This window comes from Gillisella taibaishanensis (genome assembly GCF_001938985.1).
Lineage (GTDB): Bacteria > Pseudomonadota > Alphaproteobacteria > Rhizobiales > Rhizobiaceae > Allorhizobium > Allorhizobium taibaishanense.
This window is the reverse complement of the sequence record NZ_MKIN01000024.1, coordinates 138,560-163,369: the sequence shown is the minus strand read 5'-3', so window position 1 is coordinate 163,369 and position 24,810 is coordinate 138,560. Positions and strand designations below refer to the sequence as shown.

Sequence of the window (24,810 nt, the reverse complement as noted above, 5' to 3'; positions counted from 1 at the left end):
TCGCCGTCAGCGGTCGCGCGACAGGCCCTTCGTTTCGAGATCGGCGAGATAGTCGCCAAACATCGCCTCGCCCTTCTGCCCCAGTTCCCGCAGATAGGTCCAGGTGAAGATGCCGGTGTCATGGCCATCGTCAAAGCCGATTCTCACGGCGTAATTGCCGGTAGGAATGAGCTTGGCAATCGTGACGTTGCGCTTTCCCGGCACCGTGATTTTCTGGCCTGGGCCATGCCCCTGCACCTCGGCCGATGGCGACAGTACCCGCAGCATTTCCGCCGGCAAAGCGATGCTTTCGCCATTATCGAAGACCAGCTTCAGCAGGCGCCGGTCCGGCGACACCCTGATTTCCTGCGGCCATACATCGCTCATCACATTCTCCCTGCTGTCACTCTATCGTGCCTTGACCAGTGCGGCTTGAAGAAAACCGCCTCGTTATTTTCGGTCCGATAATTCCCTTTGCGCATCGGATGATCCGAAAACCGCTTCGCACTTTTCGGTCCGATGCTGTATCACCCGCGTCTGCCCGATCCAACTCTTTCCGGTGATCGGTGTGGCTTTGCTTGACGGAACGCCATGCGCGCACCAAATTAGATGGCAATCATGGAGGTTCGTTTGGATTATACATCCCGCCCGCAGCAGCCGGCGCCAGCCCTTGCCGACGCCGCAGGCCCGCGGGCCGACTTGGCGCAGCTTTTCGACTCGCCGATGGTCGACCCGTTCGGCCGCGCAGTCAGCTATCTCAGGGTCTCCGTCACAGATCGTTGCGACTTTCGCTGCACCTATTGCATGGCAGAAAATATGACCTTTCTGCCGAAGAAGGATCTGCTGACGCTGGAAGAATTGGATCGGCTCTGTTCTGCGTTCATCGCCAAGGGCGTGCGCAAGCTGCGGCTGACCGGCGGCGAACCGCTGGTGCGCAAGAACATCATGTTCCTGATCGACAGCCTGTCGCGACACCTCGCTTCGGGCGCTCTCGAAGAGCTGACCCTCACGACCAATGGCTCACAGCTTGCCCGACATGCGACGGATCTGGCCAATGCCGGAGTCCGGCGCATCAACGTCTCGCTCGATACGCTCGACGCACAAAAATTCCGGACCATCACACGCTGGGGCGACCTTGCTCAGGTGATGAAGGGTATCGATGCGGCCCAGGCGGCCGGGCTGAAGATAAAGATCAATGCCGTGGCTCTCAAGGGCTTCAACGAAGACGAGATCCCTGATCTCATGCGCTTTGCCCATGGCAGGGACATGGATCTGACGCTTATCGAGACCATGCCGATGGGCGAGATCGACGAGGACCGTACCGACCAATACCTGCCACTGTCAGAGGTCAGGCAGAAGCTTGCCGAGCAGTTCACGCTGGAAGACCTCGACTACCAGACCGGCGGCCCGGCACGTTACGTCAGGGTTGCAGAAACCGGTGGGCGGCTCGGCCTGATCACGCCAATGACCCATAATTTTTGCGAGAGTTGCAATCGGGTCCGCCTGACCTGCACCGGAACGCTCTATATGTGCCTCGGCCAGAATGATGCGGCAGACTTGCGGGCAGCACTGCGCGCCAGTCCTGACGATGCCCTGTTGTCAGCGGCCATCGATGAAGCGATCACCCGAAAGCCTAAGGGCCATGATTTCATCATCGACCGCACCACGAAGCGTCCGGCCGTATCGCGCCACATGAGCGTGACCGGCGGCTAGGACGTGTTTTCCAGTCTTTGCATCTACCGGGTTTGTGGATAGAACAACCGCTTTCAAGCGGCGGCTGTTTGCGAGCCGAACGCGGCCTTCCGAAAGTAGCGATCCGATGGTGCTGACGACCAATATGAAAGGTGCCCTGTTCATGGCCGCGGCCATGGCGGGCTTCACCATCAACGACGCCTTGACCAAATCGCTCACGACGGTGATGCCTGTCGGGCAGATCATGCTGCTGCGCGGCGCCCTGACCACTTTGCTGGTCAGCGTCATCGCGGTTCAGGCCCGGGCGGTCATTTCGCCCCGGCTGCTGCGCAATCCCTTCATTATGACCCGGGTGCTTTGCGAGGTTTTTGCCTCGATCACTTATCTCACCGCACTCTCTTACATTCCGCTGGCCAATGCAGCGTCGATCCTGCAGTCGCTGCCGCTGGCGGTCACACTCGGAGCGGCGCTGTTTCTTCGCGAGCCAGTCGGTTGGCGCCGCTGGATTGCGATTCTCGCCGGCTTTGTCGGGGTGATGATCATCATCCGGCCCGGCCCGGAAGGCTTTACGCTCTCGTCACTCTACGTGCTTGGCAGCGTGTTCTTCGCCGCGACACGCGATCTTGTTACCACACGCATCGACAGATCGACCCCATCCATCGTCGTCACCTGGATGACCGCCGCCGGTAATGCTTTGGCAGGTGCTTTACTCATCCCGATGGAAGGCGGTTGGCAGCCCGTCTCATCAGGTAATTTCAGCATTCTGGTCTGCGCGGCCGTGCTGATGTTCGTGGGCTATCAGTGCATCATCATGGCCATGCGGACGGCCGAAATCTCGTTCATCGCGCCGTTTCGCTATTCCGGCCTGCTCTGGGCTATCGGACTCAGCATCGTCGTATTTGGCGATTGGCCCGATCCTTGGATACTCGTCGGCATGACTGTTGTCGTCGGCTCCGGCCTATATGCCTTTCACCGCGAGCGGGTGCTCAAAAGTGCCATTGCATCTCAGGCGGCGGCCACTGCCACGGTCGTCACGCCATGATATCTGCGGCAACGGACCTCTGCGGGGTGATCCTTGCCGGCGGCCTGTCGCGGCGCATGGGTGCTGACAAGGCCTCGACGCTTCTCGCTGGCCGGTCGATGCTGGAGCATATTGCGAAGCGGCTGGCACCGCAGGTTGGGCAACTCGCCGTCAACGCCAATAGTGATCAGAGAAACGGCGATCCATCGGATGAGCATAGTGTCACCATACCGGGTATTGCGACGCCCCTGCCCGTTATCATCGACAGGCTTTCCGGCCGCCCCGGCCCATTGGCGGGCATTGCAGGCGCCATGGACTTTGCGCAGCGAGCATCTACTCATTCGCATGTCCTGATCGTCCCAATCGACACGCCCTTCCTGCCGACCGATCTCGCGCAAAAGCTGCTCACCGAGTTGCCGGACCGCGATAGCCTCGTGCTCGCTCGCTCACTCGGCCGGCTGCATCCGGTCATCGGTCTATGGCCTGTCGGTCTGGCAGAAATCATCGAAGATTGGCTGGTTAAGCCCGACAACCGCAAACTGATGGTCTTCCTGGAAGACAAGCCTGTGGTGGCCGTGGATTTCGCACCTGTTGAAACCAGGGTCGGCCCGCTCGACCCGTTCTTCAACGTCAACACCCCCGACGACCTGCATCAGGCGGAAACCCATCTGGAGCTTGAACGCGATGACAACCGATAGCCCCCATCAACAAAAGGTCTTTGGCATTTCCGGCTGGAAAAATTCCGGCAAGACAGGCCTTGTCGAGCGGCTGGTGACCGAGTTGACCGGGCGAGGCTACGGGATCTCGACGATCAAGCACGCCCACCACGATTTCGACATCGACAAGCCGGGCGCCGACAGCTACCGGCACCGTCAAGCCGGCGCTGGCGAAGTCGCGATCGTCTCAGGCGCCCGCTATGCCATCATGCATGAGTTGCGCGGCCAAGCGGAGCCACGGCTGGAGGAGGTCCTGGCGCGCCTTGCGCCTTGCGATCTGGTTCTGATCGAGGGCTACAAGCGCGAGGCAATCCCCAAGCTGGAAGTGCGCCGGCTGGAGGCCAAGGGCGGCGCCCCGCTTGCACTTGGCGATCCCAATGTCGTGGCAATCGCTGCCGACCATGGGATCAGCGATACGGCCCTGCCGGTCTTCGACCTCGACGATACCAAAGCCATCGCAGATTTCATCATCACGACAACAAACCTTCAAGCATAAAAAAAGAGGCCGCCGGAGCGATCCGACGGCCTATTTCCGTTCATATTGCCGACGATCAGCGGTTAGCCTGCACCGGCCGCACCAGAGGCGTGACGCGGCGAATGGTGACGCGACGGTTCTGCTGTTCCGGACCGTAAGTCATGACCTTCAGGAACTGTTCGCCATAGCCCTGGGTGACCATGTTTTCCGGCGGGATGCCGTAGACCTGGGTCAGGACATTCGCCACCGATTCGGCACGACGGTCGGACAAGACGAGGTTCGATTCGGCCGAGCCGACGGCATCGGTATGGCCTTCGATCAGGAAGGTTTCGCCCGGATCGTCCTTCAGCACCCGCGTAATGGCATCGGCCACCCGCTTCAGCGTTCCCGCTTGGTTCATCGAGATATCGGCGCTAGCTGTGGCAAAGGTGATCGTATCCAAGTCGATACGGCGCATCTTGTCACGGATACGGGCCGAATTGCGCACTTCATCGATCGTATAGACACGCTCGACAGGTTCGACGGGCGGCTGCTCGATAAAGCGATAGTAGTCGCGGTCCGGCTGGCTGCCGACGTCGATGATGTAGTCGTTGAGCGGCACCCGCAGGCGCATAGGCGGCAGTTCCGCGCCGGGATCGCGGTAGACGACCGGCTGGTCGTCATTGGCGTCGTAAAGATCCGGCGAATAGAACAGCACATATTCATTGCCGCGGGCATCGATGCGCGAGCGCTGGATCAACTGGCCGTAGCGGTTGCGCAGGCTGACGATCCGGTCGCCGTTTTCCTTGAAGACAGTAATGCGGACGCGCTGATGATCGACCTGTTCGTAAACCGGAGGACGACCGTATTCCGCAAAACGTCTGTTATCGTCGCTGCGGATGACGATCTGGCCACCGTAATCCATGACTTCTCGGTCGTCGTCGAAGCTACGCTCAACCCGGACATCGCTCGGATAGATGAACTGCGGCTCGTCGCGCAGCTTTCGGCCCTCATAGTGATCGATCGATTCGATGCGCTCGTCCCGACGGGGCCGATTGGCGTAATACTCGCGCTGAGCCTCTGCATCGCTTTGCGGCATGACGTAATTGTCCTGGCCGTAGGCCTGCTGGCGCAGCCGGCGCAGCTGGTCCTCGTTCATGCCACGACGCCAGTTGTTGTCCTTGTCGCTATCGAGCACGGGCGCGCCGCGATCGATCGGCAGGATGATCGTGTCGTTGGTCTGGTCCGGCCTGTCAGCAAGAGCCTTCAGGCGCTGCAATTCCTTGGGCGTCAGCGGCTGCTGATCCTGCGGTGACAACTGCGGACGCAGGTCCTGGTTGACGGCAGCATCACCGGGCATGCCCGGACGGCCTGGCTGCCCAGGCTGCCCCGGTTGGCCGCCCTTCCCTGGCTGACCACCCTGGCCGCCCTGCCCGCCTTGGCCTGGAAGACCGCCCTGCTCGCGCGATTGGTTGGCGTTCATCGGTGGCAACAGCGGCGGGCGCGGCTTGCCGGCTTCGGCATTGCCAGGACCTGGCGGTGGCGGCGGCACGGGTGCATCGGCATGCGGCGCAGGCGGTGTGCCCGGTGCGGGAGGCTTGCCTTGACCGGGTGCGGTCTGCGCCGGAGCTGGCTGGCCAGGAACTTGCCCTGGAATTGGTGCAGGAGCGGCCTGGCCGGGCAAGGCGGGTTCCGAGACAGGCGCCTTGCCAGTTGGTGCTGGTGTGGCTGGCGCACCCGGCGTCTGTTCGGGCACGGATTTGCCATCGGGCGCACGCGGCGGCTCGCCGGGCTTGGGAGCCTGCGGCTTTTGTGCTTCAGGCGGCTGGCCTGGAGGTGCTTGATTCTGAGGTGCCTGATTCTTAGGTGGCTGACCCTTCGGAGGTTGACCTTGAGGTGCCTGGCCCTGAGGTGCTTGCCCCTGAACTGGCTGGCCTTGCGGCGCAGGCGCTTCTGCAGGTGGAGGAGTGCCCGGCTTCTTGCCGGCCGGCCGCTGATTTAGTTGTTCACCCGGCTGAGCTTGGCCCTCGGGCATGGCTGCAGGGTTTCCCTTGGGTGCAGCACCCTTGGGAGGCTGAGCCTGGGGCTCTACCTGGGCAGGGGCCGCAGGACGAGTGCCTGCAGCAGGCGGAACGGCTTTCGGCTCGCCGGCCGGTTGCATCGGCGGTTCTGCATCCTGCTTCTTTGGTTTGGGAGCCGGGGCAGCTGGCGGCTCGGCCATTTTCGGCGGTTGTGGCGCCTTTTGCGGCTCGGTCATTGGCTCTTTCTGAGCCGGCTCTTTCTGGGCAGGTTCACGGGGCGGCTGTTCAGGCGCCTTCTCGTGCTTGGGAGGCTGCGGCGGCTCGACTGGTGCTTCCATGGCAGCCGGAGGCTTTGGCCGAGCCGGTTGGGCAGGCGCTTCCTCGCGGGCCGGCGACCGAGCCTCAGCCGGCGGTTCAGGACGCTTGTTTTCGTGCTGTGGCTTCTCACCTTGCGGCGGCCTGGCTTCGCCCGGCTGACCTTCCTCCTGCTGATGGTCCTTCTTCTTCTGCTTCGGCAATTCTTCCTGTGGCGGTTCGGCTTGGGCGAGTTCGACAGTGCCGTGAATATCGAGCGCGGTGCCCGCTGCCATCGCGCGCGTTCTGCCGGCCAAATCCTGCACCTCTGCAGCACTACCAACAGTATTGGTCGCGGCAAAAGACGGTGCAGCCGCAAGATTTGCAAGTGCAACCAGAAGGGATGCAGTAGTCCTAAATGGTCCTGCCATTAAGTGTTCCTCGCAGAAGAGGCATTGCGCCTCGTTGTTCTTCAAGCCGGTTCTTCAGCGGCTCGCTTTTACACGTTGGATTCTGGGCAGGAAGATGGCCACAGAACACTGAACGATGCCTGAATGATGTGTTCACACGAAGAGCCGGGGGATGCCGGTGTTTATCGGTTGCAATTTGCGCGAAAACGGAAAAAGCTAGCAAAACGTTCCGGCTAAAATGCGAAAAATGCCGGCACTACCGCCAGCGAAAAAATTGCAACCAAACGCTGGCAACCAACAGAGAGGATCTCATGCGTATCTCGACCCGTTTTCTCGCCGCCGCCTCCATCGCCGCCCTGTCGTTGTTTTCAGGGACTGCCATGGCCGAAGAGAAGCTCGTCATCGGCACGGAAGGCGCCTATCCCCCCTTCAACAGCCTTGAAGCCGATGGCTCCCTGACCGGCTTCGACATCGACATTGCAAAGGCGCTGTGCGCGGAAATGAAGGTCACCTGCACCTTCAAGACTAATGACTGGGACGGCATCATCCCGGCCCTGCAGGCCAAGAAGTTCGACGCAATCGTCGCCTCCATGTCGATCACGCCGGAGCGGCTGCAGAAGGTCGACTTCTCCAAGAAGTACTACAACACGCCGCCGGCCATCGCCGTTGCCAAGGATTCGTCGATCAAGAGCGTCGACGACCTCAAGGGCAAGACCCTTGGCGCCCAGGTCTCCACCAGCCACGCCAACTATGCCGAAAAGCACATGGCTGGTTCGCAGTTGAAGCTCTATCCGACGGCTGACGAATACAAGCTGGACATGAGCAATGGCCGCATCGACGGCGTAATCGACGACATCGTCGTTCTGACCCAGTGGGTGAAGAGCGATGCCGGCTCCTGCTGCAAGATCCTGACGCCGCTGCCGATCGACCCTGAGATCAACGGCGTTGGCGCCGGCATTGCCGTGCGCAAGGGCGAAACAGCTCTGGCGGACCGCTTCTCCAAGGCCATCGAAGCCATCCGCGCCAATGGCACCTACCAGAAGATCAACGCCAAATATTTCGACTTTGACGTTTACGGCGATAAATAAACCAGTTTAAAAGCGAGTGGCCCGGCGCAGTCCGGGCCACTCGACAAGACAGCGTGACGATAAGACATAAAGAACAAGACAAGCGGCAATGACCGCGAGGGGAATTGGCTCAATGGGCGGACTGGATTCCGCGCTCGGCGCTCTCTGGGCGTTCGTTTCGCAGATTTTCGATCCCTTTTGCGGCAGCGCCGGGATCTTCACCTGGTTTGGGCCAGGCACCAATCTTGCCTGCGGAGACGCCGGCTGGGGCGACGAAATCGGGTTTGGTTTCAAAGTTACTGTCACATTGGCAACGGTTACCCTGCCCTTCGGCCTGCTGATCGGCTTCCTGATCTCGCTTGCCGCTCAGAGCCAGGAGCGGATGCTGCGCAGGGCAGCAGCCATCTACACCACGATCTTTCGCGGCCTGCCCGAGCTTCTGACGCTGTTCATCGTCTACTATGGCATGCAGATCCTGATCCAAACGGCGTTCTCTGCCGTGGGTATCGACGAGAGGGTGGAAATCAACGCCTTCTTCGCCGGCATGATCGCTCTGTCAGTGGTGTTTTCGTCTTATTGCGCCGAAGTGCTGCAATCGGCATTCAAAGCCATTCCCAACGGCCAGTATGAGGCGGGCTTCGCCATTGGCCTGTCGCGACCGAAGACGATGATCTTCGTCATCCTGCCCCAATTGATCCGCATCGCACTGCCCGGCATCGTCAATCTCTGGATGAACCTGCTGAAGGACACTGCGCTGGTTTCCGTTGTCGGACTGACCGACATCATCCGCCAGACCGGCGTCGCCGCTCGCGTGACCAAGGAAGCATTCCTGTTTTACGCGATTGCCTGCGCGCTCTATCTGATCCTGGCAGTTCTGTCTTCCATCGCCATCGGCTATATTGAACGTCGCACCAGCAACGCGGGGGCCAACCGATGACCCATGTGATCGAGATGATCCCGCCGCGTGCAGCCCCCCCGAAGCGGGAAAGCAAGATCAACTCTGCGCGCGTACTTGGCTTCCTGCTGCTGCTTCTCTGGGCGCTCCTGGGCTTCGGCTTGCTGTCGATGATGATCGGCAATTGGGACCAGGACAAATTTGTCAAATACGGCCCACGCTTTCTCTCGGGCCTCGCCACCACTGTCGGTATCGTCGTGGTTTCGATCAGCTGCGGCGCGGTTTTATCCATTCCGATCGCGACCGGACGGATGTCGAAGAACCGGATCGCCAATACGCTGACCTATGTCTATGTCTACGTGTTTCGTGGCACACCGCTGCTGGCACAGGTCTTCCTGATCTATTACGGGCTCGGCAGTTTCAGGAACGCGTTCGAAACCGTCGATCTCTGGTGGTTCTTCCGCGACGCCTGGTATTGCGGCCTTCTGGCGCTGTCGCTGAACACTGCCGCCTATCAGGCGGAAATCCTGCGCGGCGCCATCCGCAGCGTCGGTCGCGGCCAGCATGAGGGTGCGGCGTCGCTCGGCCTGTCGCGCAGCGTCACCTTCTGGAAAATCATCCTGCCGCAGGCGCTGATCGTGGCGCTCCGGCCCTATGGCAATGAAATCATCCTGATGGTCAAGGGCTCGGCGATCCTGTCGATCATCACCGTGCTCGACATGATGGGCGAGACCCGCTACGCCTTTTCGCGCACCTTCGATTATCAGGCCTATCTCTGGGCAGCGATCTTCTACCTCGCCATCGTCGAGATCCTGCGCCACACCTGGGCTGCCATCGAACGTCGGTTGACGCGCCATCTCAAGCGGTAAATCCAGTGATCATACATTGGTAGCACTCTCACCAAGATGCTGCCAACATGATGATTTTTATTGTGAAAAATCGTTCGTGACAGTTTTATTAAGCCTCGCTTAAGCCTCTCATGGAACCATCGCCTTATCGGATACAACCGATGGGCGGCGCAGACGCCCCATGTCGGCGCTGCAATCAGAGTGGGAACAACACGAGGTTGCCATGAAAGCTGAGATGACGTCCGACATGGAAATGATGCTGAAAGGCTACGGCCTGACGACCGCACAAATTCTCTACCGCATGCCTGATCACAAGACCCTGCTGCAGACTTTCGTCTGGCAGAATTACGATCTCGCCCCCGATTTTCCCGAGATGCGCAGTTTTCTGAAATTCTGGGAGGAAAAGCTCGACGGTCCGCTGCATTCGGTGCGCTACGTCCACCGCAAGCTGATCGCCGCCAACGAGTGGCGCGCTCTGAAGGGCGAATTCATCATCCATTGAACAGACCATCGTGGCAGACCTGCCGGCAGCGGCCATGGTTGCCAAAACTGGTATGAGCCGATAGACCGTGACGCAAAGAGAGGCTTCGTCCGTTTCCTGCAACAGCAATGGAAAACGGGCGAATGCCAGGTTTGCAACGGCTGCCATGGCCGGCGTATCTAAGCGCCGTGGCTCCGTCACGTGAGGGTTCGGCAATGGCGAAGATCGACGAAGAAAAACTGTCCGAGGCCTATAATCGCGCATTGGCGCTGGAAAAGGCCGGCGATATCGACGCGGCGGTCAAGGCCTATCATGAGGTACTGGAAATCGACCCTGAGGACCATGGCGGCGCTGCGGTGCGCATCGCTTCGCTTGGCCGGGGCGAGACGCCGCCACGCGCGTCCGACGCCTATGTCGAGACGCTGTTTGACCAGCATGCCGAAGATTTCGAAGACATTCTTGTCGAGCAGCTCGGTTATGCCGTTCCTGTCATCGTACGCCAGCGGCTGCAGGAGCTGAATATCGGCCCCTTCAAGCGCATGCTCGATCTGGGCTGCGGCACCGGCCTGACCGGCGGCACGCTGCGCGACATGGTCGATGACATCACCGGCATCGACCTCTCGGAAAACATGGTCGAAATCGCCCATGAAAAAGACCTCTACGACACACTCTACGTTGCCGAAGTCGAGGATTTTCTCGAGGACAATGACGAGGAATTGTTCGACGTAATCACCGCCACTGACGTACTGCCCTATCTCGGCGCGCTCGAGCCGCTGTTCTTCGGCGTTTCGGAAAATCTGATCCTTGGCGGCTATTTCATCTTCTCGTCGGAGACGATGGGCGAAGACGTGCCCTATAAGGTTGGGCCGCACCAGCGCTTCGTTCATGCCCAGAGCTATATCCGCGAGCGGCTGGCGGCGACCGGCTTCGAAGTGGTCGAAGTGAGCGACATCAATGTCCGCATGCAGGATGGCGAGCCCTCGCCCGGCCATTTGGTGATCGCGCGTCTGCGAACCCTGAACTGATCCTGACCGGGCGGAGGTTGTCATGGCGAAAGCCACGCTCCATCCGCCGCTCGCACCTTATCGCTCGGGCCATTTTCCGGTCAGCGACAGACACCAGATCTATTTCGAATGTAGCGGCAACCCTCATGGTCTTGCCGCGCTAATTCTCCATGGCGGCCCAGGCTCGGGCCGCTCGGAGACCGCCCGGCGGTTTTTCGATCCTGATATTTATCACATCATCCAGTTCGATCAGCGGCAATGCGGCCGCAGCCTGCCCTATGCCGGTGATCCTGAAGTCGATCTCTCCACCAACACGACGGCGCATCTGCTGGCTGATATCGAGGCGCTGCGCGCCCATCTTGGCGTAGACCGATGGCTCATCATGGGCGGCTCCTGGGGCTCGACGCTGGCACTCGCCTACGCGCTTGCACATCCCAGCCGGGTTATGGCCCTGCTGCTGACCATGGTCGTCACCACGAGTGCTGCTGAAGTCGAGTGGATCACCCGTGGCGTGGGCCGGTTCTTTCCAGAGGATCATGCCCGGTTCCTCTCGCATCTCCCGGAGGCCGAGCGCGATGGCGATCTCGCCAGTGCTTATCACAAGCTACTGATCAATCCTGACAAAGCGATTCATGAAAAGGCGGCAACGGCTTGGTGTGATTGGGAAAATGCAATTCTCTCCGTCAAAACGGGACATCAACCGCATCCACGCTGGTCCGATCCAGGCTTTCGCCTCTGCTTTGCCAGGCTCGTCACCCATTATTGGTCGAGCCGTGCCTGGCTTGCCGAAGGTAAAATCCTCTCTGGAGTCAGGGGCTTGAAGGACATTCCTGCGATTTTGATTCACGGTCGGCTCGATTTCGGCAGCCCGCTTAAGACGGCCTATGATCTGCACCAAGCCTGGCCCGGCAGCGAGTTGATCGTGGTCGAAGACGGAGAGCACGACATGCCTGGCGTGAGCATGACCGCAGCGATTGCCGACGGTCTCCAGAGGCTTGCAACTCGTCTGCGACCAAAGCCAAACGCGGGTTGAACCGGCCGCTCTCGCTCTCAGACGGTTCCGAAGTGGATCTGGTTGAGCCTGTTCAACATGCCATTGGCAATTTCTCTCTCGCCCATGATGACCGTGTCGGCTCCCAATTTCAGCAGATGCTCGATCTCGGCGTCGGAATGGGCGCGACCCAAAACCAGCAAGCCCGGATTGGTGGCATTGGCCATGGCGATAACATTGCCCGCCTCGAATACATCAGGGATGGCGACGGAGATACTTTTTGCCGCTTCGAGATTGGCGAGTTTCAGAACTCGTTCCGAGGTGGCATTGCCGCCGATTACGTCGATCCCCTGTTCCATCACGGCGGCAACCCGCTGCTCGGAATCCTCGATGACGAGGATCGGGATGCCCGCCGCCTTGAGATTGGACACCAGGATTTTGCCGACCCGTCCATACCCGACCACGACCGCGTGGCCTGTCAGGCTGCTGTGCACGACATCGCCCTCCTGGCCTGCGGATGTCACCACATGGGCATCCTGCCGATTATCAGACCCGGTGGATACCCTGCCATCGGAGACAGGAGCACCCGTCGTCGCAGCGGGCTCTCCGTTCTCGCCTGCCACCGCCATGTCAGGCGTCACAACCCGCAGTGGCGGATCGATCCGCGCTTCGAGCCAAGGCCGGATACGGTCGCAGAGATAGAACATGACGGGATTGAAGAGGATGGAAATGATCGCGCCGGCCAGGATCAGATCACGGCCTTGTTCCGGCAGCAGGTTCAGGCCCGTGCCGAGTTCCGCGAGGATGAAGGAAAACTCGCCGATCTGGGCAAGACTGGCAGAAATCGTCAGGGCCGTAGCCGTGCTCTTGCGGAAGGCCAGCACGATCAGGAAGGCCGCAATCGACTTGCCGACGATGATGATCGATACAGTACCCAGGATGAGCCAAGGATTGGACAGGATGATCGCCGGGTCGAACATCATGCCGACGGATACGAAAAACAGCACGGCAAAGGCATCGCGCAGCGGCAGGGTTTCCTGCGCGGCACGATTCGACAATTCGCTTTCAGACAGCACCATGCCCGCGAAAAACGCCCCCAGCGCCAGCGAAACGCCGAACAGCTTTGCCGCACCAAAGGCTACACCAAGCGCAATAGCCAGAACGCCGAGCCGGAACAGCTCCCGTGAACCGGTATGGGCCATGCGGTGCAGGATCCACGGAATGATCCGACGGCCAAACACCAGCATAACACCGACAAACAGCGCCACTTTGAGCAGGGTCAGCCCAATGGCACCACTGACGCCCAAATCCACACCGATCAAATTCTGAAGCGTCACCGATACAGGATCGGTATGTGCGGCCCCCTCGGGGCTGTTGGCAAGTGCGGGGATCAGCACCAATGCCAGCACCATGGCCAGATCTTCGACAATCAGCCAGCCGACGGCGATCTTGCCGCGATCCGTCTCCACAATACGCCGCTCTTGCAAAGCTTTCAGCAGCACCACCGTGGAGGCCACCGAAAGCGCCAGGCCAAACACAAGACCTCCGCCGATGGACCAGCCCAGCAAATGTCCCATACCCAGCCCAAGCAGCGTCGCGACCCCGATCTGAACGATGGCGCCGGGCACGGCGATAAAGCGGACGGAGAGTAGATCCTTCAGGGAAAAATGCAGCCCGACGCCAAACATCAGGAGAATAACCCCGATTTCAGCCAGTTCCGGCGCAAGATTTTGGTCCGCGACGTAGCCCGGGGTATGCGGTCCAACCAGAATGCCTGCAAAGAGATAGCCAACCAGAGGCGGCATCTTCAACCGATGAGCAACGACACCAAATATAAAGGCGAGCACCAGGCCGCCGACAATCGTTGAAATCAAGGGTGTGTCATGAGGCATCAAAATTCCTTTTTGGTGTCTGGAAAAAGTCAGCAAAGGCGCTATAACATGCTAATGTTGACCAATATGGGCAGAATACAAAGATGGGTCAAGGCGACAAGAGCGGTATTTTAAGCCCGGCCCTCTGCCGGGCGGCGCGAGGCCTTCTCGATTGGACTCAGACCGAGTTGGCGGCGCATTCCGATGTCTCGCGCAGCACGATCCGTGACTACGAGGGCGAGCGGCACGATATTCATCGCAGTACAGCCGAGCAGCTTCGGCATGCGCTGGAAGATGGCGGTGCTCAATTCGTGCATGTGCCCGATTCCGGCCTGTGCCTTTGCGCCACCGCCGGACGGAAAAGTGATGAGGCCGATCCGCAGAATAGACAGGCGAGCAGCGCTCCGCGCTTTCCTCACCGGGAAAATTCCACTACTCCACCTGATGACGACAGGAAATCCGGGGCCTAGCGGCCCGCGACGGCTCAGATCAATAAGCGACGCACATAAGCAGGAGACAGGCATGGCTAAAGTTGCATTCATCGGATTGGGCGTCATGGGCTATCCCATGGCCGGGCATTTGAAGGCAAAGGGCAACCATGACGTAACGGTCTACAACAGAACGACTGCCAAGGCCGAGGCCTGGGTGGCGGAACATGGCGGCGCTTTCGGCAAGACGCCCGCCGAAGCTGCCAAGGATGCCGATTTCGTCTTCACCTGTGTCGGCAATGACGATGACCTGCGCTCTGTCACGATGGGTGCCGATGGCGTATTCGCCGGCATGAAGCCGGGTGCCGTGCTCATCGACAACACGACGGCCTCAGCCGATGTCGCCCGCGAACTTGACGAGACTGCCAAGGCAAAGGGCTTCGGCTTTGTAGACGCGCCTGTGTCCGGCGGCCAGGCCGGCGCCGAAAACGGCGTATTGACGGTCATGTGCGGCGGCGACGAAGCGGTGTTTGAAAAGGCGCGGCCGGTGATTGAGGCCTATGCGCGGATGATCGGACTGATGGGCCCCGCCGGCTCCGGCCAGCTCACCAAGATGATGAACCAGATCTGCATCGCCGGTATCGTTCAGGGCCTGGCGGAAGCCGTGCATTTCGGTAAAAAGGCCGGCCTCGACATCGAAAAAGTGGTGGAGGTGATTTCCAAGGGCGCCGCCGGCTCCTGGCAGATGGAAAACCGCCACAAGACCATGGCCGTGGGCAAATATGATTTCGGCTTTGCGGTCGACTGGATGCGCAAGGATCTTGGCATCGTGCTCAATGAAGCCAAGAGCAATGGCGCCACCCTGCCGCTGACGGCACTGGTCGACCAGTTCTACGGCGATGTTCAGAAACTTGGCGGCAATCGCTGGGATACGTCGTCCCTGCTGGCGCGGCTGGAGAAGTAATGGCGTCAGGGAGCCTGGTCTTCAGGCTCCCTTAAATCACTCTTCGCCGGACTTGTTATTATCCAGCATCATGTAGTCGAGCGGCAGTTCTGTCGTGTATTTGATCTGCTCCATGGCAAAGGCCGAGGAGACGTCGCGGATCTCGATCTTGGCGATCAGCCGCTTGTAGAAGGCGTCATAGGCGCCGATGTCAGGCACGACCACCCGCAGCAGATAATCGACATCGCCGCTCATGCGGTAAAATTCAACCACTTCGGGAAATTCGGCAACCACTTCCGAAAAGCGCTTCAACCATTCGATGGAGTGCGTATTTGTGCGCACGGACACGAAAACCGTAACCTTGGTGTTGACCTTGACTGGATCCAGCAGCGCCACACGGCGCTTGATCACGCCATCTTCTTCCATCTTCTGAATACGCCGCCAGCAGGGCGTAGTGGAAAGGCCAACCTTCTTGGCGAGGTCGGCAACGGCAAGAGTGGAATCCTCCTGCAAGATTCGCAGAATTTTACGGTCCAGACGATCCATGAGCGACACCATTGAAATTTTTTTCCGGTATAGCGCATAATTCGGCAAACGAAAGCAAAATGCTTTCACCTGAGACAATGATCCACTTCCTTTTTGAGAACGGGTAGTAATTCCGCCTCAAACCAGGGATTGCGCCGCAGCCAGCCGCTGTTGCGCCAGCTTGGATGCGGTAGCGGCAGGATCTTTGGCCCCTCGCGATTGGCCAGCAATTGCTCGCGCCAGTTCGCCACCGTCTCGTTGAGGGTCGGCCTGCGGAACTCCCCGAGATGCCAGGCCTGCGCATATTGACCAATGGCAAGGATCAATTCCACCTGCGGCATGGCCGCCATGGCTGCCTCCCGCCACTGCGGCGCGCATTCGCGACGAGGCGGCAGATCATGGCCATCAGCATTATATCCAGGGAAGCAGAAACCCATCGGCAGGATGGCAAAGCTGTCGCTATCGTAGAACTGGTCTCTATCGACGCCCAGCCACTGCCGCAGCCGATCGCCCGAGGCATCGTTGAACGGTAGGCCTGTCTCATGCACCCGTTTGCCCGGCGCCTGCCCGGCAATCAGGATGCGCGCCACGGACGACATGACGACCACGGGCCGCGGCTCATGCGGCAGAGGCTGCGGCTGGCTCGGGCAGTCCCGACAGATCCGGCAGGCACGGATGGTTGCCGCCAAGACTTGTGGGTCAATGATTGGCGCCTTCGTCAATTAATCGTCCTGCCTGCGCATGATATCCGTGCGCGGATGCAGCCGGCGCCACTCCTCCGGCCGGTCGAAGGCACCAGCCCATAAGCCGCGCTTGTTGTTTTGAGCGTCCTTTTCCTCGGCTTCATAGCCACCGGCGTTCAATACCAGGCCCGAGCGGACCATATCGGCGCCGACATCGTGCCCCTTGGCGCTGCAGGTCACCAGAATGCGGTCGCTTTCGCTAACCTGCTCCCCTTCGCAGACCACGCCGGCCTGTGCCATACGCTGAGCGAGCCCGAAGCGTGCCTGCGCGCCGCACAGACGGGCCGAGCCGTCTTCGCCACGGCAACGTTGGCCGATCTCGGGTGCGTCAAGCCCCTTCAATTGCAACCGCTGGCCGTTGGTCACAAGGGTTTCCCCGTCGGCGATAACGAACGGTCCGTCAAAAACCGGCTGTTTTTTTGGCCAGAAAGCCAGCGCCATTGCACCGGCCAGGACGAGGCAGGCAAAGGCGACGGCAATGATCCGATGCGTGCTTGTCACAATCTGGCCCTTTTCGATAACAGCCGGTATCCGAGAATGGCAAATAAAACCTTTCCGGAAAGTAACTCTTAAGACTTCGTGGCTAGTCTGAGACGGACCGCGGAAAAAATGCAACCGATCATGGGTAACGGCGTCTCAAACTCTGCCGACAAGAATGTTGTCGACCTCTCGCGTGGCCACCGCAGCCATGCGGCGGCGAAAGCCGTGCGCACGACCAGAGAACGCCTGCATTCCTCCCATGGCGGCACCCCTGCCTTCGAAAAAGAACTTCTGGTCATGCATGCGCAGGCGAGCCTGCACGGCGCCGCCATAACGCCCTTCATCACGATCATCAGCGCCGGACTGTCCGCCTATCTCTCGGGCAACCCGCTTTACATCTTCTGGGCGCTGCTGACGCTCAGCGTTCATGCGATGAACATCCTGCTGATTCGCAAGGCCGCTAAACGCATTCCCACCTCCAGCCGTCAGGAGCGCTGGCGCCACGCGCTGCTGGCTGGCCACATCGCTATGGGCTGCTGCTGGGCTGCCTTTGGGATAGAGGCCTGCGACGCCTGTGGTCCCACGAATACGCTGCTGCTCAAGGGCGCGGTGCTGCTGGTAGTGCTGTGCACGACGGCGATGACCAATATTCTGCTGCGCCAGGCGGTGCTCTCCGCCTTCACGCCGGTTATTCTGACGCTGTCGGCGCAGGCAATCCTGTCGCAGCGGGTCGAAGAGCTCGGGTTTGCGCTGGCCTTCACGGCTGCGGTGCTGTTTTTCATCTATATCACCGGCCGGCTCTATCTCTCCAACCTGAAACTCATTTCCTATCAGAGCGAAAAGGATGACCTGATCGCCGAACTGGAAGTTGCCAAGTCCATGTCGGACGAAGCTCGGCGACGTGCGGAAGAAGCCAATATGGCCAAATCCCGCTTTCTGGCGTCTATGTCGCATGAGTTGCGCACACCGCTCAACGCGATCCTCGGCTTTTCCGAAGTGATGGCCCATGAAGTGCTCGGGCCGCTCAACAATCCGCTCTACAAGGAATATTCCGGAGACATCCACCGTTCCGGCCAGCATCTGCTGAACCTGATCAACGAAATTCTGGATCTCTCGCGAATCGAAGCTGGCAAATACGATCTTTCCGAAGAGTCGGTCTCCTTGCTTGAGGTCACCGACGATTGCGTCGGCATGGTGCAGTTGCGCGCCAAGGCCAAGGATATCGCCATCAGCCAGCAATCCGAAACCAGCCTGCCCGCCCTGTGGGCCGATGAAAAGGCGCTGCGGCAAGTGGTGCTGAACCTTCTGTCCAATGCGGTGAAATTCACACCGCCTGGGGGAGAGATCCTCGTCAAGGTCGGATGGACGGTCGGTGGCGGGCAATACGTATCGATCAAGGACAATGGTCCAGGCATCGCCGAGGAGGAAATCCCGGTGGTGCTTTCGGCTTTCGGGCAAGGCTCGATCGCCATCAAGAGCGCCGAACAGGGCACCGGGCTCGGTCTTCCGATCGTGCAGGCGATTCTCGCCAAGCATGGCGGCGAATTCAAGCTGAAGTCGAAGCTGCGCGAAGGCACTGAAGTCATCGCCATCCTGCCGGCCAAGCGCGTGCTGCAAACCCTGCCGGCCGTCGAAGGTACGCAGGCTGTGGAGCCGAAGAGGCGCTATTTCGCCTGAGCTGCAGGCGTGAGCCCGGTAAGCAAATAATCCATCGTCACTGTGCATCGGCGCCCGGCTTGCGGCGCAGCGTCCAGCCGTCTTTCTGCATTCGTCCGATCTTGACGCCTGCCCTGCGGCGAAAGCGTCGCACCGAGCTGACGTCATGGGAGAGCACGACCAAGCCGAGCGGCACCATCCAGAAACCCAGCACTGGCAAAAATCCCAGACAGCCGCCGGCAACCAAAAGGCCGCCGGTTGCGATGCGACCACCGCGCGATTGCGGGATAGGCAGGTTAACGCGGCCGAGGCGCAAACGTCCATTCTCGCTATCCATATGATAGAATTTGGTTTTTCTATCGGACATATCGTCACCTTTCATGGGCCAGAGCTCAGTCTTCCCCTTCCTTCCAGATGGGAAAGAGGGGAAAACAAAACAAGAGGCGCATTTTTTTCAAAAAGGGACTTGGCAAACCACGAAAGCCTGAGTAGAAGCCCACTCACACCAACGGAAGCGGTTCACACCGCGCCGAACGGAACATTCCCTGGTAGCTCAGCGGTAGAGCATTCGACTGTTAATCGACAGGTCGCCGGTTCGAATCCGGCCCGGGGAGCCATATTTCCAGCTGAATAGCTGATACTTCAAAGCCGGATCGATCTGATCCGGCTTTTTTCTTTTCAGCTTTGTTTATTCCGTCAAACACTTACAGTCTGTTCAAGAATTGCTGCTGGCCTGGCGAAAATGGTGATTTCGAGAACCGGAGCGGGGCGTATTTAGGTACGTGAGCACCGGAAGCGCAGACATCGCCATTTGCAGACGGCCAGCGGCGATTGGGGGGACTGTTAGCGGCAGACGGTGGTCGTGCGGCTAACCCAGCGGCCGTGGTGACGGTACTGGACGCGCTTGGTGCGGCAACGCTCGCGGTAGTGGCGGCGCCCCTCGAAACCACGGTAGTGATCGCGACGGTAATTGTCGCGGCCATAGTAGCGATCCGGATGGTGGCCTCGGTCATAGACCATGACCCTGACATCGTCCGCAAGAGACGGGGCAGCCGTCGCCGTGATGCTTGCCATACCGATCAGACATGCGACCAGAAACTTTTTCATCTTCAATCTCCTCAGACGTTTCCTCTGAAACGATGAGGTGAGAATAAGCGAAGGCACATGAACGGAATCTGATTTCCCTGTTCATATTGCGGCAAGAAATCAGCCGGCGATGTCGCATTCGAAGAATTGGAAGGGTGCGCCCTTATAATCTCGCTGCTCCGTCTCGCGAAAGCCGGCCTTGCGCAACACGGCAAGCGAGGCGGCATTGTCGACATGGGCGAAGGCGACAAATCGCTCGCCGAGTTCCCGGGCAAAAAACCAGGCCGCCAATCCCTTGGCGATCTCGGTGGCAAAGCCCTTGCCCCACTCCGCCTGACAAATTGAATAGCCAAGCTCATAGGCCCCGCTCTCCTTAGACCAGGAAAAGCCGGCACGGCCGATGAAGCGGCCGTCTTCCCGCGCCACAAGCTTCAGCTTACCAAGGCTGCCCGCTTCATACTCATCCATCCAGCCTTCAATCCGCTCAGCCGCATAGGCCGAGCTCCAGGGCAAGCGTGTGCTGACGAAGCGGCTGGTTTCCGGTGTTCCGTGCAAGGCCGAGACCAGGGCCTCATCGCCGGGCCGCCAGGGTGTCAGCAGCAGACGCTCCGTCTCCAGCACGATGGGCATGCGCCTGACACCGCCGGAGACCGACATCTGGACGCCCGTTGTGCCGGGAAAGGTCAGGGGTAGGCCTTTCAGCGAGCGTACCGCGAGATACCCCCAGGCCTCCGCCTCCATGGCATCGCCGTCGAGCGCGAGGTCGTCGGCATTGACGATCGCGGCGCCTTCACGCTCCGCCAGAGCCGCAAGGTCGCCCATGATGACGGCATTCAACCGGCCGCCGCCGCAGATCACGTAGGTTTTCGGCTTTTCAGGTAGGTGCCGGGCCGAGGCAAAGATGGATGCGGCCGCAACATGGGCCAGTGTGCGGGCACCATCCTCCAGGCTCGCCTCACCCTGCCGGGGCGGCGAAAAATCGTTACGATCCAGCGAGCGCCTGACATTGGCGGTGAAAAAGGGATGATCGAGATAGCGATCCGCAAGCGGCTTCAGCACCCTGCCCCGGCTGGCTATGGCGCCACCGGCATCGAAAGCAAGCCCGGCCTGCGCCTCCACCCATTGATCGATCAACGTATTGCCCGGCCCGCTGTCGAAAGCGGCGACCTCGCCATCAGTGCCGATATAGGTAAGGTTGGAAATGCCGCCAATATTGACGAAGCAAGCCGGCAAGCTGTCAGCCCCCAAGGCCGCGGCGAGCGCTGCATGATAGGCAGGCACCAGCGGCGCGCCCTGCCCGCCATGCACCATGTCATTGGCGCGCATGTCATAGACCACATCGATGCCGGTTTCGCGGGCCAAAGCCGCGCCATCGCCAATCTGCACGGTCAGGGCCTGATCGGGCCGGTGCAGCACCGTCTGGCCGTGGAAGCCGATAACATCGATATCGCGCGGCCGCAGCCCGTTTGCCGCAAGAAAGGCCCGCACGGCATCGGCATGGCGCAGCGTCAAATCCCGTTCCAGCTCCGCAAGGCTCCCCGGCCGCTCACTTCGCTCGGTGATCGCCTTAGCGTCTTCAAGCCCCTGGCGCAGCCGGCGGCGGAAATCATCATCATAGGCCACGCCCAGGAACGGCCCGCGCTCGACCTGCGACACACCGTCGGTCCTGACCAATGCAACATCGATTCCGTCCATCGACGTGCCGCTCATCAAACCGATTGCGGTGCGAATGGTGGTCATGGCCGGATATTCCCTCTTCGGTGATCAGAAAGCACGATATTCATGGCCAAATTCATGCCCCACCGGGTGCACTTTTCCAAAAACAATGGTAAAGCCGCCACGAATTTCAAAGTCCGATACCAGAAGGCGTGTGCGTCATGGCCAAGTTCAAGTCCGATTTCCTGCATACCATGTCCGAGCGGGGTTTCATCCACCAGATTTCCGATGAAACCGGCCTCGATGATCTGCTCGCCAAGGAAAGCGTGACGGCCTATATCGGCTTTGATCCGACGGCATCGAGCCTACATGCCGGCTCGCTGATCCAGATCATGATGCTGCACTGGTTCCAGCAGACCGGCCACCAGTCGATCTCGCTGATGGGCGGCGGCACCGGCATGGTCGGCGACCCCTCCTTCAAGGAAGAGGCGCGCCAGTTGATGACCGTCGACAAGATCGAGGACAATATCGCCTCAATCAAGCGTTCCTTCGCCCATTACCTCGATTACGACAACGGCCCGAAGGGCGGCGCATTGATGCTGAACAATGCCGAATGGCTGCGTTCGCTGAACTACCTCGAATTCCTGCGCGATGTCGGTCGCCATTTCTCGGTCAACCGCATGCTGTCTTTCGACAGCGTCAAGACGCGTCTCGACCGCGAGCAGTCGCTGTCCTTCCTGGAATTCAATTACATGATTCTCCAGGCCTATGACTTCGTGGAGCTGAACAAGCGCTACGACTGCCGCCTGCAGATGGGTGGCTCCGACCAGTGGGGCAATATCATCAACGGCATCGATCTCGGCCACCGCATGGGCACGCCGCAGCTCTACGCCCTGACCTCGCCGCTCCTGACGACCTCCTCTGGCGCCAAGATGGGCAAATCGGCCACGGGCGCTGTCTGGCTGAATGCCGACCTGCTCTCGGCCTATGATTTCTGGCAGTACTGGCGCAATACTGAGGATGCCGATGTCGAGCGCTTCCTGAAGCTCTACACGACGTTGCCGATGGACGAGATCGCCAAGCTGGCGGCACTTGGCGGTTCTGAGATCAACGAGGCAAAGAAGATCCTGGCAACCGAAATCACCGCCATCCTGCATGGACGGACGGACGCGGAAGCCGCTGCCGAGACGGCGCGCAAGACCTTCGAGGAAGGTGCGCTGGCCGACAACCTACCATCCATCGACGTGGCCAAGGCAGAGCTTGAAGCCGGCATCGGTCTGCTCGCCCTGATCGTCAAGGCCGGCCTCGCCGCCTCCAACGGCGAAGCCCGCCGCCATGTGCAGGGCGGTGCGGTCAAGATCAATGATCAGCCCATGTCCGACGAACGCGCCATGATTGGCACTGGTGAAGTCACCGCAGATGGCGTGATCAAGCTGTCGCTCGGCAAGAAGAAGCACATTCTGGTGCGGCCAACGCTCTGAAATTGATCATGTTTTGAAATTCGATGGCGCGGCCCGCCCCTCAGACGGACCGCGCCATCCGCCATTCATGACGAATTTCATCCGCCGTTGAAATAGTGATTGAGAGCAAAGCCGATGGCGACCAACGAGCCTAGAGCGACCAGATAGCTCCAGTATTTGACCGGGATGAAAAACAGGCTATCGCCGCGTACCAGCAAGATCCGCTGACCGGTCTTTGCGTCGATGACCTCCCGCCCTTTGTCCGAGAGGGCCAAAAAGTGGGCCGTCAAAAAACCACCTGCTGTCGCGGCCAAAGCCGCAGGGATGATCAACAGGTCTTGGTTTACATACGCTTCGAATGGCTGTGACAGAAGCACTACCAGCAGGATGCTTACAAATACCCCCAAGGGAAATAGCAGCCCCCACCCCCTCCATACAAAAATCATTGAAGTCTCCTGGATCGGTGAAAAAATCATTGTTATCAATAAAAGTCCGGCGATCGTCGTCGGCTGGATGCCGTCGAGATCAGGCAGATGCCATTTCATCTATAACCCATTTGCGACATTTCAATCAGCATGCGCCTTTTTTGCCTTATTTCCTCTGGTGAGACCGTCCTCAAACGTAAAACTTCCATGGAAGGTTAATTTGCTCCGACAAGATGCCGTCGAAAGAGAGCTCCTAACGTCGGTGGCGGTGGGCATGGGGTGAATTGAACTGGATGGCACCAAGCCGGTTCGTTTGGACAATCTTTGACAAGGAAGAGACGGCCATTGGCCTCTTCCTTCTCTTTATCGAACGCGACGTGGCGGAAATCCACTTTGGTGTCGGACCGTCCCATTGGGGCCAAGGCCTCGTCACGGAAGCAGGAAGCGCCGTGATGGACTGGATCGTGACCAAGTCAAACATAGCGGAGGTGCGAACGAGCTGCGCGGCGGAACATCAGGCCAGCTTGCAAGTGCTGGAAAAGATTGGCCTTGAGCGCGCTGCATTTCATCCCGCATCACTGTTTCTCTCAGCCACACAAGCGCAGGCGGATGCGTGGCTTTATCGGTGGAAACGGTGAAGCGATCGATCTTCTCCTGGAAGTCTGTCAGGTTCAGATTGAACCAGCCTTTGTCTTTTCGGGAAAATCGGGGGCCACTTTTCCCTGACAAACTCTAGCTAGGCCCCTGCCACCCTTCCTCGAACACCAGATCCTCCAGCGCAAGCCGCTTGCGCCAGCCCTTTACCTGCAATTCCGGCTCCGCATAAAGCTCCCTCACCTTACCGAGGCACAGCCAGCCGACGATCTCGATGCGGTCGGGGATGCCGAGGATGGCACGCAGGTCGGCGTCGTGGAAAATGCTGACCCAGCCAAGGCCGATGCCCTCGGTGCGGGCGGCGAGCCAGAGATTCTGGATGGCGCAGACGGTGGAATAGCTGTCCATGCGCGGATTGTGGGTGCGGCCGAGCACGACGGGACCGGCGCGGTCAGGATCGCAGGTGACACAGATGCCGAGCGGGGCCTTGAGAATGCCCTCAAGCTTCAGATTGCGGTAGAGGGTTGCCTTTTCGCCTTCGAAGAGGCCGGCTGCCTCGTCATTGGCTTTGGAGAAAGCCTGCCAGACGGCCTTCCGTCTGGCTTCATCGCGCACCAGGATAAAATTCCAGGGCTGCATGAAACCTACCGATGGCGCGTGATGGGCGGCCGTGAGGATGCGCCAAAGGACGTCTTCCTCAATAGGATCGGGCAGGAATTCGTCGCGCACGTCGCGGCGGGTCATGATGGCACGGTAGACGGCGGCGCGTTCTTCCTCGGAAAAAGCGCCAGCCTCCGTCATGAGGTCGGTCTGCATCGTTTGGTCCCCAACAATGCGGGCCGGATGCAGAGCATCCAGCCGAAACGCCGCCCGTGCCGTCCATGCGCGGTGGGCTATGATGTCAGGCCGGTCTTCTGACTGGGTTTCAGCGATTGCGACGCCTTCCCGATCTCTCGATCAGTGGCTTCCGTCGCTCTCTCCACCTCACAGCGTTGGGCACGTTGCGGAATTTCACCGCATTCCCGATTCTCCCGCGTCGTTAACGGGCACCTGACAACTGTCAGATAGAC

25 protein-coding genes, 1 tRNA gene, 1 pseudogene and 1 riboswitch are annotated in these 24,810 nt (G+C 59.7%); of the genes and pseudogenes, 16 read left to right on the top strand and 11 right to left on the bottom strand.

The features are described from left to right. Positions 1-6: 6 nt before the first annotated feature. Entirely contained in the window at positions 7-366 is a 360-nt protein-coding gene (locus BJF91_RS19770; RefSeq protein ID WP_075616252.1) for a gamma-butyrobetaine hydroxylase-like domain-containing protein, read from the bottom strand. Positions 367-702: 336 nt separating this feature from the next. On the opposite strand from BJF91_RS19770, the gene moaA reads away from it, so the two are divergent. From moaA to mobB, 4 genes are all read left to right on the top strand, one after another. Then, positions 703-1,692, top strand: coding sequence for a GTP 3',8-cyclase MoaA (gene moaA / locus BJF91_RS19765; protein ID WP_075616431.1), 990 nt, complete (start codon positions 703-705; stop codon positions 1,690-1,692). 106 nt (positions 1,693-1,798) lie between these two features. Continuing rightward, positions 1,799-2,713, top strand: a complete 915-nt coding sequence (locus BJF91_RS19760; protein WP_075616251.1) for a DMT family transporter — start codon at positions 1,799-1,801, stop codon at positions 2,711-2,713. After that, positions 2,710-3,390, top strand: coding sequence for a molybdenum cofactor guanylyltransferase MobA (gene mobA / locus BJF91_RS19755; RefSeq protein WP_083943399.1), 681 nt, complete (start codon positions 2,710-2,712; stop codon positions 3,388-3,390). The genes BJF91_RS19760 and mobA overlap by 4 nt, the downstream gene beginning before the upstream one ends. Next, a complete protein-coding gene (gene mobB, locus BJF91_RS19750) occupies positions 3,377-3,904 on the top strand; it encodes a molybdopterin-guanine dinucleotide biosynthesis protein B (protein WP_075616250.1) in 528 nt (175 codons plus the stop codon). Before mobA ends, mobB begins: the two co-directional genes overlap by 14 nt. Positions 3,905-3,959: 55 nt before the next feature. Here mobB and BJF91_RS25185 read toward each other — a convergent pair whose 3' ends face one another. Continuing rightward, entirely contained in the window at positions 3,960-6,608 is a 2,649-nt protein-coding gene (locus BJF91_RS25185; protein WP_184412768.1) for an OmpA family protein, read from the bottom strand. 290 nt (positions 6,609-6,898) lie between these two features. Between BJF91_RS25185 and BJF91_RS19740 the strand changes: the two genes are divergently transcribed. The 6 genes from BJF91_RS19740 (at position 6,899) to pip (ending at position 11,915) form a co-directional block, all read left to right on the top strand. Continuing rightward, positions 6,899-7,675: an ABC transporter substrate-binding protein gene (locus BJF91_RS19740; RefSeq protein ID WP_075616248.1), complete on the top strand. Its 777-nt coding sequence runs from the start codon at positions 6,899-6,901 to the stop codon at positions 7,673-7,675. Between the two features lie 112 nt (positions 7,676-7,787). After that, positions 7,788-8,591 carry an ABC transporter permease gene (locus BJF91_RS19735; protein WP_075616247.1) on the top strand — a complete coding sequence of 268 codons (804 nt, stop codon included), beginning with the start codon at positions 7,788-7,790 and terminating at the stop codon, positions 8,589-8,591. Further along, positions 8,588-9,418 (top strand): ABC transporter permease, encoded by an 831-nt coding sequence (locus BJF91_RS19730; protein WP_075616246.1) that lies wholly within the window; start codon positions 8,588-8,590, stop codon positions 9,416-9,418. The genes BJF91_RS19735 and BJF91_RS19730 overlap by 4 nt, the downstream gene beginning before the upstream one ends. Before the next feature lie 214 nt (positions 9,419-9,632). Continuing rightward, positions 9,633-9,899, top strand: a complete 267-nt coding sequence (locus BJF91_RS19725; protein ID WP_075616429.1) for an usg protein — start codon at positions 9,633-9,635, stop codon at positions 9,897-9,899. A gap of 194 nt (positions 9,900-10,093) precedes the next feature. Then, positions 10,094-10,903: a methyltransferase domain-containing protein gene (locus BJF91_RS19720; protein ID WP_075616245.1), complete on the top strand. Its 810-nt coding sequence runs from the start codon at positions 10,094-10,096 to the stop codon at positions 10,901-10,903. A gap of 22 nt (positions 10,904-10,925) precedes the next feature. After that, positions 10,926-11,915, top strand: coding sequence for a prolyl aminopeptidase (gene pip, locus BJF91_RS19715; protein WP_075616244.1), 990 nt, complete (start codon positions 10,926-10,928; stop codon positions 11,913-11,915). Positions 11,916-11,932: 17 nt separating this feature from the next. On the opposite strand, the gene BJF91_RS19710 is transcribed toward pip, so the two are convergent. Then, positions 11,933-13,765 (bottom strand): cation:proton antiporter domain-containing protein, encoded by a 1,833-nt coding sequence (locus tag BJF91_RS19710; RefSeq protein WP_075616243.1) that lies wholly within the window; start codon positions 13,763-13,765, stop codon positions 11,933-11,935. A gap of 83 nt (positions 13,766-13,848) precedes the next feature. Here BJF91_RS19710 and BJF91_RS19705 point away from each other — a divergent pair. Both BJF91_RS19705 and BJF91_RS19700 read left to right on the top strand, forming a co-directional pair. Further along, positions 13,849-14,088, top strand: a pseudogene (locus tag BJF91_RS19705) (helix-turn-helix transcriptional regulator); the annotation flags it as partial. Then, positions 14,027-15,136 carry an NAD(P)-dependent oxidoreductase gene (locus BJF91_RS19700; protein WP_324615724.1) on the top strand — a complete coding sequence of 370 codons (1,110 nt, stop codon included), beginning with the start codon at positions 14,027-14,029 and terminating at the stop codon, positions 15,134-15,136. The pseudogene BJF91_RS19705 and the gene BJF91_RS19700, both read left to right, overlap by 62 nt. A 36-nt stretch (positions 15,137-15,172) precedes the next feature. On the opposite strand, the gene BJF91_RS19695 is transcribed toward BJF91_RS19700, so the two are convergent. The 3 genes from BJF91_RS19695 to BJF91_RS19685 all read right to left on the bottom strand — a co-directional run bounded on the left by BJF91_RS19695 (position 15,173) and on the right by BJF91_RS19685 (position 16,884). Next, on the bottom strand, positions 15,173-15,661 hold the full coding sequence (locus tag BJF91_RS19695; RefSeq protein ID WP_015915887.1) for an Lrp/AsnC family transcriptional regulator: 489 nt from the start codon (positions 15,659-15,661) through the stop codon (positions 15,173-15,175). Between the two features lie 65 nt (positions 15,662-15,726). Further along, on the bottom strand, positions 15,727-16,362 hold the full coding sequence (locus tag BJF91_RS19690; protein WP_075616240.1) for a uracil-DNA glycosylase family protein: 636 nt from the start codon (positions 16,360-16,362) through the stop codon (positions 15,727-15,729). Then, entirely contained in the window at positions 16,363-16,884 is a 522-nt protein-coding gene (locus tag BJF91_RS19685) for a thermonuclease family protein (protein WP_083943398.1), read from the bottom strand. It lies immediately after the preceding gene. 120 nt (positions 16,885-17,004) lie between these two features. Between BJF91_RS19685 and BJF91_RS19680 the strand changes: the two genes are divergently transcribed. After that, a complete protein-coding gene (locus BJF91_RS19680) occupies positions 17,005-18,540 on the top strand; it encodes a sensor histidine kinase (protein WP_075616427.1) in 1,536 nt (511 codons plus the stop codon). Positions 18,541-18,577: 37 nt separating this feature from the next. On the opposite strand, the gene BJF91_RS19675 is transcribed toward BJF91_RS19680, so the two are convergent. After that, positions 18,578-18,886 carry a hypothetical protein gene (locus BJF91_RS19675; RefSeq protein WP_139310782.1) on the bottom strand — a complete coding sequence of 103 codons (309 nt, stop codon included), beginning with the start codon at positions 18,884-18,886 and terminating at the stop codon, positions 18,578-18,580. A gap of 175 nt (positions 18,887-19,061) precedes the next feature. On the opposite strand from BJF91_RS19675, the gene BJF91_RS19670 reads away from it, so the two are divergent. After that, positions 19,062-19,136, top strand: a tRNA-Asn gene (locus BJF91_RS19670). A 226-nt stretch (positions 19,137-19,362) separates the two neighbouring features. Here the strand turns inward: BJF91_RS19670 and BJF91_RS25070 are convergent. Both BJF91_RS25070 and BJF91_RS19660 read right to left on the bottom strand, forming a co-directional pair. After that, the gene (locus tag BJF91_RS25070) at positions 19,363-19,626 is read right to left on the bottom strand and encodes a hypothetical protein (protein ID WP_075616239.1); all 264 of its coding nucleotides are present in this window, start codon (positions 19,624-19,626) and stop codon (positions 19,363-19,365) included. Positions 19,627-19,725: 99 nt separating this feature from the next. Then, the gene (locus BJF91_RS19660) at positions 19,726-21,345 is read right to left on the bottom strand and encodes an anhydro-N-acetylmuramic acid kinase (protein ID WP_075616238.1); all 1,620 of its coding nucleotides are present in this window, start codon (positions 21,343-21,345) and stop codon (positions 19,726-19,728) included. 137 nt (positions 21,346-21,482) lie between these two features. On the opposite strand from BJF91_RS19660, the gene tyrS reads away from it, so the two are divergent. After that, complete coding sequence (gene tyrS, locus BJF91_RS19655; RefSeq protein WP_075616237.1) at positions 21,483-22,742, top strand: tyrosine--tRNA ligase; 1,260 nt, start codon at positions 21,483-21,485, stop codon at positions 22,740-22,742. 77 nt (positions 22,743-22,819) lie between these two features. Here tyrS and BJF91_RS19650 read toward each other — a convergent pair whose 3' ends face one another. Further along, entirely contained in the window at positions 22,820-23,266 is a 447-nt protein-coding gene (locus BJF91_RS19650) for a hypothetical protein (RefSeq protein ID WP_075616236.1), read from the bottom strand. A 173-nt stretch (positions 23,267-23,439) separates the two neighbouring features. On the opposite strand from BJF91_RS19650, the gene BJF91_RS19645 reads away from it, so the two are divergent. Next, a complete protein-coding gene (locus BJF91_RS19645; RefSeq protein ID WP_075616235.1) occupies positions 23,440-23,784 on the top strand; it encodes a GNAT family N-acetyltransferase in 345 nt (114 codons plus the stop codon). Positions 23,785-23,878: 94 nt separating this feature from the next. On the opposite strand, the gene bluB is transcribed toward BJF91_RS19645, so the two are convergent. Further along, positions 23,879-24,556, bottom strand: a complete 678-nt coding sequence (gene bluB, locus BJF91_RS19640) for a 5,6-dimethylbenzimidazole synthase (protein WP_075616234.1) — start codon at positions 24,554-24,556, stop codon at positions 23,879-23,881. Between the two features lie 71 nt (positions 24,557-24,627). Beyond that, a riboswitch (cobalamin riboswitch) is annotated at positions 24,628-24,809 on the bottom strand. Position 24,810 lies beyond the last annotated feature (1 nt).